Here is a 10642-nt window from a genome sequence, read left to right as displayed (position 1 = left end):
ACCCACCAACGGGAGGGGACAGACCGGAGGACGAAGTCTGTAGGGCTGTCACCGCACCCAAAAACACCACGCCCGCCGCCAGGCGCAACGGCGAGCAACCCCGATGGCGGGACGGCCGACAACGTACGCGGCGCCGCAAAGCACGCAACGGCGAGAAGCCCCGCGGCGGGAAAGACGGGTACGTGCGGGGCGCCGCCAAGCGCAGCGGTGAGCGAGCCCCGCGGCGCCGCAGGCGGGTACGTGGGAGGTCAGCCAAGCGCAGGTGAAAGGCACTGCGAAAGCTTGGTATGGTTGTGCACGTCGCCGCGGGGAACGCCCCGCGAAGATCACACCTAGTCCGGGTGGCGGAATGGCAGACGCGCTAGCTTGAGGTGCTAGTGCCCTTTATCGGGCGTGGGGGTTCAAGTCCCCCCTCGGACACCACTGAGAACCCCTGGAAACCCCTGGTTGACCAGGGGTTTTTTGCATGTCGGGGGCGTTCGCGGAAGATGTCGGAAATTATCTGAAAAATCTGCTCCAGGCCTGTTCCATCCCCTTTGGTCGGTTGTATCCTGAAGACCGACCTACGGGGCGAGCGAGGGAGTCCGATTGGAGCGGACCTCGCAACGAGGACTTCGGTTCTCGCCGAGGACTGCGAGTGAAGGTCGGGCTGAGAGGCTGAAAGGTCATGCGGACCGGACGGCGACCCCCAAGCACCTGATCCGGACAATGCCGGCGAAGGGAGCCCACCTCGTAGGTCTTTGCTGTGCGCGTAGAGGGGGGCTTGCGCGCAGCGGGGGCTCTCGGGCGCGCGGGTGGGGTCAGGTGGCGCGGATCATGTCGGCGCACTTCTCGCCGATCATCATCGTGGTGATGCACGGGTTCACGGCCGGCAGGAAGGGCATGGCCGAGCCGTCGGCCACCCGCAGACCGGTGACGCCCTTGACCCGTAGCTCCGGGTCGAGCGGGGCGGCCGGGTCGTCGGGGGCGCCCATGCGAACCGTGCAGGCGGGGTGGTACACGGTGTTGTGGGTGGCGCGGACGTAGTCCAGCAGTTCCTCGTCGGACTGCGCGGAGAGGCCCGGTGCGAGTTCCGGGCCGGCCCAGTCGGCCATCGGGGCCTGGGCGACGATCTCGCGGGCCAGCCGCAGGCCGTGCAGCATCACCCGGACGTCGTGCTCGTGGGTGAAGTAGCGCGGATCGACCCTCGGCTTGTCGCGGAAGTCCCGGGTGCGCAGGCGCACCGTGCCCAGCGAGCGGGCGCGGGTGACGTTCGGGGTGAGGCAGAAGGCGTTCTCCGAGGTGGGGTAGCCGCGCCGGTAGGTGTTCAGGTCGAACGGCACGGATCCGTAGTGGAACATCAGGTCCGGGCGGTCCAGGCCCGGCTCGGTGTCCGCGAAGATGCCGATCTCCCACCACTGCGTCGACGAGGTGACCATCGGCTGCTTGGCCTCCCACATGATCACGCCCTCCGGGTGGTCCTGGAGGTTCGCGCCGACACCGGGGGAGTCCAGCAGCACGTCCACGCCGACGTCGCGGAGGTGGTCGGCCGGGCCGATGCCGGAGAGCATCAGCAGCTTCGGGGTGTCGATGGCGCCGCAGGAGACGATGACCTCGCGGCGGGCGCGTACGCCGTGGGTGCGGATCAGGTCCGGGGACAGGTAGTCCACCCCGGTGCACCGGCGGTCCGGGTCGAAGGTCAGCCGTTTGGCCTGGAGTCCGGTGCGGACGTCCAGGTTGCGGCGGGTGCCCATGACGGGGTGCAGGTACGACACCGAAGAGGACGCGCGGGTGCCGTCGGGGCGGCAGTTGATCTGGAACCAGTTGGCGCCGCGGACGACGGTTTGTCCGGTGTTGAACGGCGTGGTGGGGATCCCGTACGCCGCGCACGCCTCCAGCAGGGCCACCCCGCAGGGGTCGCGCGGCGGGACGGTGCGCAAGGTGACCGGGCCGGTGCGGCCGTGGTGGTCGCCGGGCGCGTCATTGCTCTCCAGGCGGCGGAAGAGCGGGAAGGTGTCCCGGGAGTGCCAGCCCGCGCAGCCCAGTACGGCCCACTCGTCGAGGTCCTCGGCCGGCGCCCAGAAGGCGATACAGGAATTGTGCGAGGAGCAGCCGCCCAGCACCTTGGCGCGGGCGTGCCGCATGAAGCTGTTGCCGTTCTCCTGCGGCTCGACCGGATAGTCCCAGTCGTAGCCGGACTCCAGCAGACCCATCCAGCGGTCCAGCCGCAGGATGTTGTCGTCGTCGACGTCGCTCGGGCCGGCCTCCAGCAGGCACACGGTGACCGCGGGGTCCTCGCTGAGCCGGGCCGCCACGACCGCGCCGGCCGTACCGCCACCGACCACGACGTAGTCGAACTCGTCCGCGGGGATCTCTTGGGACATCGGGCCGTCTCCAGTCAGGGGGAGGGGGAGGAGGGGCTGCCCGGGCCACCCGGGCCGCCCGGCAGGGTGTCGTCGGGGAGCTCGGCGGCGTGCATGGCCAGCACACCGGTCTTCTTGCGCTGGACGAACCAGTAGTAGGCGAAGCCGCCGAGCGCGACGACGCCGATGAACAGGAACGCGCCCCAGCGCAGGTACCAGTGCTGCGGGCCGGTCGCGTTGTAGACCGCGGCGCGCGGCCAGGCGAGGTTGACGGACATGCCCAGCCCCCACAGCACCGCGAGGACGTTGACGGGGAGCCCGAACCTGCCCAGGGAGAACTTGCCCTGGAGCGGTGTCCAGTTGCCGCGCAGCCGCTGCACCAGCATCGGCAGGGTCACCGACAGGTACGCCAGATAGATCATGATGATCGCGATGCTGGTGATCACCGAGAAGATCTGCGGCTGGTTGACGTTGAGGAACAGGATGCCGATCGCCACCAGGCCGATGATGATCGCGGGCAGCACCGGTGTCTGGAACCGCGGGCTGACCTTGGCCAGCAGCGAGGCGGCCGGCAGATTGTTGTCCCGGGCCATCGCGAACGCCAGCCGGATGCCCGCGGTGTGCACCGCCAGCTCGCACACCGTGATCGCGATGACCACGCACCACAGCACGATCTGCCCGATCGTCGAGCCGAGGGTGGCCAGCACCACGTACTGGAGGCCGTCCACCGACAGCTCCTTGGCGTGCAGGTCCGGTACGGACAGCAGGGCGAAGAGCAGGATCAGGCCGCCGATCAGGAAGGACGCGATCAGGGCCCGCAGGATCGCGCGCGGGGCGTTGCGGCCCGGGTCCTTGGTCTCCTCGCCGAGCGACGAGGCGGTGTCGAAGCCGTACATGACGTACGCCGAGGCCAGGGACGCGGTCAGGAACGCGCCGAAGTAGCCGAGGGCTTCGCCCTGGCCCAGGCCGAAGGTGTCGGTGACCGCGCTCGGACCGCGGGTGACGTGCGCGGCGAGCAGCAGCACCAGGACGACCGCGGCGATCAGCTCGATCGCCACCCCCGCGGAGTTGATCCGGGCCATCAGCTTCACCCCGAAGGCGTTGACCAGGGTGGTGAAGGCGACCAGCACGGTGCCGAGGAGGACGGCGTTGGCGGCCGCGGACTTCCCGGTGCCGTCGCCGATGAACTGGAACCACGAGGAGATCTGCGGCAGCGTGACCTGATAGGCCAGCGCCACCGCGGACAGCGACACCATCGACGCGGTCAGCATCAGCCAGCCGCCGAGCCAGCCGATGTGCGGACCGCCCAGCTTCTTGGCCCAGTTGTAGATCGAACCGGCCACCGGGTAGCGGGCGGCCAGCTCGCAGAAGCACAGCGCCACCATCAGCTGGCCGGCGAACACCATCGGCCAGGACCACCAGTAGGCCGGGCCGCCGTGGGCGATGCCGAAGTAGAACAGCTGGAAGGTGCCGGTCAGGATGGAGATGTAGCTGATCCCGGCGGCGAAGGTGTGGAAGTTGCCCAGGGTGCGCTTGAGTTCGGGCCGGTAGCCGAGTTCGGCGAGCTCGGCGTCGTCGTGCGCGTGCTCGTCCGCGGGAGCGTGCTCGTTCCCGGGCTCCGGGCGGGCCGGGCCGGTCCCGGTCACTCGAACCACCTCTGCGGCCGTGGTGCGGTGTTGCGCCAGATGTGCTTGGCCTCCTGGTACTCCGCGAGCCCCGCCGGCCCCAGCTCCCGGCCCACGCCCGACTGCTTCATCCCGCCCCACTCCGCCTGCGGCACGTACGGGTGGAAGTCGTTGATCCAGACCGTCCCGGCCCGCAGCCGCGCGGCGACCCGGTGCGCACGCTCGCCGTCCTGGGTCCACACCGCCCCGGCCAGGCCGTAGACCGTGTCGTTGGCGAGCGAGACCGCCTCGTCCTCGTCGCGGAACCGCTCGACGGTCAGCACCGGCCCGAACGACTCGTCGCGGATCACCGACATGTCCGGGGTGCACTCGTCCAGCACCGTCGGCAGGTAGTAGTAGCCGTTCGCCAGCGACGGGTCGTCCGGCGCCGAGCCGCCGCACAGCAGCACCGCGCCCTCGTCGAGCCCGGCCGCCACGTACGCCTCGACCTTGGCCCGGTGCGCGGCCGAGATCAGCGGGCCGGTGCGGGCGTGCTCGTCGAACGGCCCGCCCAGCCGGATCCGCTGGGCGCGCGAGACCAGTTCGTCGACGAACGCGTCGTGCAGATCGTCCTGGACCAGCAGCCGGGCGCCGGCCGAGCAGACCTGTCCGGAGTGCAGGAAGACCGCCATCAGGGCGTGGTCGACCGCGGTGTCGAAGTCCGCGTCGGCGAAGACGATGTTCGGGTTCTTCCCGCCCAGCTCCAGGGCGATCTTCTTCACCGTGGGCGCCGCCGCGGCCATGATCCGCCGGCCGGTGAGCAGCCCGCCGGTGAACGACACCATGTCCACCCGCGGGTCCTCGGTCAGCGGCGCGCCCACCAGCGGGCCGGTGCCCAGTACCAAGTTGCCGGCACCGGGCGGCAGCCCGGCCTCGTCCAGCAGTCGCATCAGGTGGACGGCGGTGTGCGGGGTGAGCTCGCTGGGCTTGAGCACGAAGGTGTTGCCGGCGGCCACCGCGGGCGCGACCTTCCACGCGGTCTGCAGCAGCGGATAGTTCCACGGGGTGATCAGCGCGCACACCCCGACCGGCTCGTGCCGCACCGTGCTGTCGGTCTCCGCGATCCCGGTGTCCACCACCCGGTCGGTGCCGCCGGCCGCGGCGAGACTGCCGAAGTAGCGGAAGCAGTTGGCGATGTCGTCCATGTCGTACTCGCTCTCCACCAGCCGCTTGCCGGTGTCCAGCGATTCCGCCCTGGCCAGCGCGTCCTTGTCGCGCACCAGCAACTCGGCGACGCGCAGCACCAGCCGGCCGCGCTCGGCCGCCGGTGTGCGCGGCCAAGGGCCGTCGTCGAAGGCGGTACGGGCCGCGGTGATCGCCGCCGCGGCGTCCTTCGGCCCGCCCTCGTCGACGGTCGCGACCAGCGTGCCGTCCGCCGGACAGCGGATCTCCCGCACCTGCCCGTCGGCCGCTGCGGTCCACTGACCGCCGATGAACAGCTCCGGCATGGTGGTGCCTTTCGGTCTCCGGGCGCTTACGGGCGGCAGCGCGGGGCACGGCGGACGGTCCGGGGGCGCCGGGCCACCGTCCGGCCGCCGCGCCACCTCCGTGACGATCACTGCACCGAGCGTAAGACCGCCGTCGCGGGTCCGCACGGTACGGAGGGCCGGCGGGGAACGGCGGGGAGCCGGGTGGGCCCGATGGGGTGACGGCGCGGGCGGACGGGAGAATGGGGGCATGTCCAGCGCACGGCCAGCAGACACGGAGCGACAGGCTCCGGACCCGCCTGAGGAGGACCCGCCCGGGGAGCAGCGGCCCCGGCAGGGCCCGCACGAGGGGCCGCTCCACCCCGTCCCCGATGTCGCCGGGTACCTCTCGGGACGCTGGAGCATCGAGCGCACCGTGCACGACCTGTGGACCGGCACCGAGGGCCGTTTCCACGGGACCGCCGACTTCCGGCCCGACCCGGCCGGCGGCGCGCTGCTGCACATGGAGGAGGGCGAGCTGACCTGGGACGGTACGGCCTACCCGGCGAGCCGGACGCTGCGGCTGCGGCCCCGCCCCGACGGCGGCGCCGCGATCGACTTCGCCGACGGCCGGCCCTTCCACGACCTCGACCTCACCACCGGCCGCTGGACCGCCGTCCACCCCTGCGCCGAGGACCGCTACGAGGGCACCTTCACCGTGCGCTCGGCGGACGAGTGGCACCTGGAGTGGCGGGTCACCGGCCCGGCCAAACGGCAACTGCTGCGCACGGTGTACCGACGGGTGGCGGACTGAGTCCGGCGGTCAGGGCGTACTTCCCGGTCCTATCCTGAGGCAAGCAGCCGTCCCCCGTAGTTGCGATACGGGGGACGGCTGTGGTGTCCGGCTGTCCGTCAGAGACAGGCCTTCAGGCTGCCGGTGACGGTCACCCCATCGCTGGTTGCGGTGTAGGTGGAGGCCAGCACCTGCGTGGCGGTGAGGTTGCCCGTGCAGGTGGCGTTACCGCTCGCGTCGGCCACGGCCGTGCACACGGTGCCTCCCAGTACGGCGAAGGTCACCGTCGATCCGGGGGTCGCACCGCTCACGCTGAACGTGGCGTGGGCGAACGCCCAGGGCACCGGCGGGAAGTTCAGCGCGTAGCAGGCCGGCTTCGCCGTCAGGCCGGTGACCCTCACCGTCACGGTGCCGGAGACACCGGTGCAGGCGCAGGGGCCGCTGGAGGAGAGCACCGTGGCGGTGACGACGGTGCTGCCGCCCGGCAACGTGCTGGTCACGCTGGCCTGTCCGGAGGCATTGGTGATGCCGACCCCCACCATGCCGCTGGGCGAGGTGAAGAGCACCACCGCGCCGGGGACCGGGACGCCGTTGCAGGTGACGGTGGCGGTGACGGTGACGGGCTGGCCCGCGGTCGGGTTGGCGGGTGTCGAGGTCACCGTGACGACGCAACCGGCTCCGACGTTGACGGTCGCGGTGCCGGTGACGCCGACGCAGGTGCAGGTGGTCTCGGCGGAGACCACGGTGGCGACGACGACGTTGGCGCCGGCCGGCAGCGCGCTGGTGGTCACGCTGGCCTGTCCGGAGGCGTCCGTGGTGCTGGTGCCCAGCTGGAGGCTGCCGCCGGAGGAGGTGAAGTTGACCACCGCGCCGGGGACCACGACGCCGTTGCAGGTGACGGTGGCGGTGACGGTGACGGGCTGGCCGGCGGTCGGGTTGGCGGGTGTGGACGACACCGTGACCACGCAGTTGGTCGGCGCCGTGACGTTGACGGTCGCGGTGCCGGTGACGCCGACGCAGGTGCAGGTGGTGCTGGCCGAGACCACGGTGGCGGTGACGACGTTGGCGCCGGCCGGCAGCGCGCTGGTGGTCACGCTGGCCTGTCCGGAGGCGTTCGTGGTGCTGGTGCCCAGTTGGAGGCTGCCGCCGGAGGAGGTGAAGTTGACCACCGCGCCGGGGACCACGACGCCGTTGCAGGTGACGGTGGCGGTGACGGTGACCGGCTGGCCGGTGGTCGGGTTGGCGGGTGTGGACGACACCGTGACCACGCAGTTGGTCGCCGCTGTGACGTTGACGGTCGCGGTGCCGGTGACGCCGACACAGGTGCAGGTGGTGTTGGCGGAGACCACGGTGGCGACGACGGCGTTGGATCCGGCCGGCAGCGCGGTGGTGGTCACGCTGGCCTGTCCGGAGGCGTTCGTGGTGCCGGCGCCCAGCGAGAGGCTGCCGTTCCCGACGAAGACCACCGACGCCCCGGCGACCGGTGCTCCGTTGCAGGTGACGGTGGCGGTGACGGTGACGGGCTGGCCGGCGGTCGGGTTGGCGGGCGTGGACGACACCGTGACCACACAGTTCGACGTGGTCACGGTGAGCGTGGCCACGCCGGTACCACTCGTCGGGCCGGTGGCGACCACCAACCCCGAGGTGGTCGCCGTGAACGTCAACGTCGCGCTACCGGTCCCGTCGGCGGTGACCGTCACCGCCGGTTGCGCGTCGTACGTGACGGTGATGGCTTCGCCCGGTGTGGCACCGGTGACCGTGGCCTGGAACGTCTGTCCCGCTGCGACGGTCGACGGGGTCAGAGTGAGGATGAGCGCCATGTTTGGACAGCCCCTTTCGAAGGCTCCGCTGAGGAGGTGGGGCCGTCGCGCGGCACAGTCAGAACCCTGTGCCCGATCGCGCTCTCCTGCCGGGGGTGCCCTGAAAGCACAGCGGACTGCATCGTGCAGGCAGCCGTCCGTGGTCCCCGCCAGGGGATGGGCACCCACCGTCGGTACCACTCAGTGAAGTGACCGGCCGCACGCGGGACTACGGTTGGGGCAGGAAGCAACCCGAATGGCGGAGCGTGCGTCGGTGTGTCCGTGACGACGGAAGGTGCCCAGTGGGGTAAAGGGCTTCGGCTCGGTGACCGCCGCTAGTCGTGCGGCTTGACCGCCCGCAGGGCGTACAGCAGCGGAATGAACGGCTCCGACGGTGGCAGCCGCCACCAGCCGTTCTCGGCCGGCACCATGGCGTCGAACCGCTTCCACGGCAACAGCTCGGTCTCCCGGACCAGTTGGACGGTCAGGCCGGCACCGGTCACGGCCGTGATCACCTCGCCGATGCCGTGCCGCCACTCGTAACTGGTGGTGGCGCCGCGCACCGGCGGCCCGTCGGTGTAGGTGTGCGGCGTATCGCTGCGGAGGGCGCCGCGCCCGCCGAGGTAGTCATGGCGCAGCCGGAGGTCCTGACGTTCCGGGTCCGGCGTCGGTCCGAGGGCGTCCAGCAGGGGATGGAACTCCACCAGGTAGAACGTCCCGCCGGGCCGGAGCAGGGCGCTGACGATCCCCGCCCACGCGGCGAGGTCCGGCAGGTAGCACAGCGCGCCCTTGCCCGTGTAGACCACGTCGAAGCGGCGGCCGCCCAGCGCGGAGACCGCGTCGTGCACATCCGCCCGTACGAACTCCATGTCCCGGCCCGTCCCACCGGCCAGTCGCCGGGCCTCCCGGACCGCCGCGGCCGAGAAGTCCAGGCCCACGGTGCGCGCCGCACCCCGGTCGGCGAACGCGGCCGTCTCGCTGCCCAGATGGCACTGCAGGTGCAGTACGTCCCGTCCGGCGAGCTCGCCCAGGTCCGCCCACTCGAACGGCGCGAACCAGTGCTCGGCGGTCCGCGAACCGTCCAGCCCGTAGAACTCGCTCGCCACATGGACCGGGGTACGGGCGTCCCAGTTGGCCCGGTTGGCGCGGATCATCTCCTCGACGCCGGGAGCCGACCGGTCCGCTGTCGGCCGCGGCGGTATCGGCCCCCCGTCCCCCTGCTCACTTCTGTCCCCGGATGTACTCGTCACGACGGTCATTCCCCCCTTCTACCGGCCGCGCGGAAGGGCCACCAGAAGCGACGGCCGGAACCGTGCGCCGCGGTCCGTTCCAGGACGGCCACCCGGCCCCGGGCCGGCGCCCATCCCCGTCGCGCCTCCTCCGTCAACTCGGCCGGAAACCAACGGGGTTGAATGCCTGGGACCGGCCTTCCTCGGGCGCCTGCGGCGAGTTCGGGTCGGCCGGCGGGCCGCGGCCGCGGCGGGCCGGAATCAACGGCGCGGTGTGCGCCCGCAGGTCGGAGTCGGGCGCCACTGACGAGTCGTAAGAACCTCGTCGCTCACCTGCAACAGGGGCCACTCCCTAGGTATGTTGGACTGCGCGGCGTGGTCGTTCCGACACGGACCGGCGCCATCGCCGTGCCATGGCCGAGGGCTGTCGAAGCGACGGGAAAGTGTCGAATGAGCCGAGAATCAGCAGCGCAGTCCAGCACCGTCGACGTCACCATCCCGAGCGTCGCGCGGATGTACGACTACTACCTCGGCGGCAAGGACAACTACGCCGTCGACCGTGCGGCCTGCGAAGAGCTGAGCAAGGTCGTCCCGAGCACCCAGGTGCTGGCGCTCAACAACCGCCGCTTCCTGCAGCGGGTGGTGCGCTGGCTGGCCACCGAACACGGCATCCGGCAGTTCGTCGACCACGGTTCCGGCCTGCCGACCCAGGACAACGTCCACCAGGTCGCCCAGCGCGTCGACCCGGATGCCCGGGTGGTGTACGTCGACAACGACCCCATCGTGCTGGCCCATGGCCGGGCCCTGCTGGAGGAGAACGACAACACCGCGGTCATCCAGGCCGACATGCGGGATACCGACGGCATCTTCGACCATCCGGAGGTGGCGCGGCTGATCGACTTCGACCGGCCGGTCGCCGCGCTGTTCGTCTCCGTGCTCCACTGCATCCCGGACTCCGACGACCCCGGCGGGCTGATCAAGCGGGTCGCCGACCGGCTGGCCCCGGGCAGCTTCCTGGTGGTGTGCCAGCTGGTCAGCGAGGACGCCGCGACCCGTGACTTCGTCACGAACTTCATGGCCGAGCAGACCCACGGCCAGTGGGGACGGGTCCGGCAGGCGCATGAACTCGCCGGATTCCTGGACGGGTTGGAGATCCTGGAACCCGGGCTGGTGGAGGTCTCCACCTGGAAGCCGGACGCGGACCTCGGCCCGAAACAGCTCACCCTGGAGTGGATCGAGTACGGCGGCGTCGCCCGCAAGCTCTGACGTACCGGGGCCCGGACGACGACGCGCGGGGGGGGGTTGGTCGGGGGCCCCCCCCCCCCGCGCCGGGTAAACGAAAATAAAGCGCAGAAACAAAACAAATTGTACGCGCAAGACCCAAGCCCCAGCAAACCCGCCGGGGGCCC

7 protein-coding genes, 1 tRNA gene and 1 riboswitch are annotated in these 10642 nt (G+C 71.1%); of the genes, 3 read left to right on the top strand and 5 right to left on the bottom strand.

Annotated features, from left to right (window positions below):
- Nucleotides 1-335 precede the first annotated feature (335 nt).
- A tRNA-Leu gene (locus ACFV1J_RS38115) sits at nt 336-423 on the top strand.
- Between the two features lie 143 nt (nt 424-566).
- Nucleotides 567-740: riboswitch (TPP riboswitch) on the top strand.
- Between the two features lie 60 nt (nt 741-800).
- Here ACFV1J_RS38115 and ACFV1J_RS38110 read toward each other — a convergent pair.
- From ACFV1J_RS38110 to ACFV1J_RS38100, 3 genes are read right to left on the bottom strand one after another with little or no spacing between them, the layout of a single operon-like run.
- A complete protein-coding gene (locus tag ACFV1J_RS38110; RefSeq protein ID WP_385866190.1) occupies nt 801-2363 on the bottom strand; it encodes a GMC family oxidoreductase in 1563 nt (520 codons plus the stop codon).
- 14 nt (nt 2364-2377) lie between these two features.
- A complete protein-coding gene (locus ACFV1J_RS38105) occupies nt 2378-3988 on the bottom strand; it encodes an APC family permease (RefSeq protein WP_385866188.1) in 1611 nt (536 codons plus the stop codon).
- A complete protein-coding gene (locus tag ACFV1J_RS38100) occupies nt 3985-5454 on the bottom strand; it encodes an aldehyde dehydrogenase family protein (protein WP_385866186.1) in 1470 nt (489 codons plus the stop codon). The genes ACFV1J_RS38105 and ACFV1J_RS38100 overlap by 4 nt, the downstream gene beginning before the upstream one ends.
- 229 nt (nt 5455-5683) lie before the next feature.
- On the opposite strand from ACFV1J_RS38100, the gene ACFV1J_RS38095 reads away from it, so the two are divergent.
- Complete coding sequence (locus ACFV1J_RS38095) at nt 5684-6226, top strand: DUF6314 family protein (protein WP_385866185.1); 543 nt, start codon at nt 5684-5686, stop codon at nt 6224-6226.
- Nucleotides 6227-6324: 98 nt separating this feature from the next.
- Here the strand turns inward: ACFV1J_RS38095 and ACFV1J_RS38090 are convergent, their stop codons facing one another.
- Both ACFV1J_RS38090 and ACFV1J_RS38085 read right to left on the bottom strand, forming a co-directional pair.
- Nucleotides 6325-8025: a beta strand repeat-containing protein gene (locus tag ACFV1J_RS38090; RefSeq protein WP_385866183.1), complete on the bottom strand. Its 1701-nt coding sequence runs from the start codon at nt 8023-8025 to the stop codon at nt 6325-6327.
- Between the two features lie 314 nt (nt 8026-8339).
- Nucleotides 8340-9158 carry a class I SAM-dependent methyltransferase gene (locus ACFV1J_RS38085; RefSeq protein ID WP_385866181.1) on the bottom strand — a complete coding sequence of 273 codons (819 nt, stop codon included), beginning with the start codon at nt 9156-9158 and terminating at the stop codon, nt 8340-8342.
- Nucleotides 9159-9683: 525 nt separating this feature from the next.
- Here ACFV1J_RS38085 and ACFV1J_RS38080 point away from each other — a divergent pair.
- Entirely contained in the window at nt 9684-10499 is an 816-nt protein-coding gene (locus tag ACFV1J_RS38080; RefSeq protein ID WP_385866179.1) for an SAM-dependent methyltransferase, read from the top strand.
- The last annotated feature ends 143 nt before the right edge of the window (nt 10500-10642 follow it).

Origin of the sequence: Streptomyces sp. NPDC059649 (assembly GCF_042734445.1) — a bacterium.
GTDB lineage: Bacteria > Actinomycetota > Actinomycetes > Streptomycetales > Streptomycetaceae > Streptomyces.
This window is presented reverse-complemented; position numbering and strand designations above follow the sequence as displayed.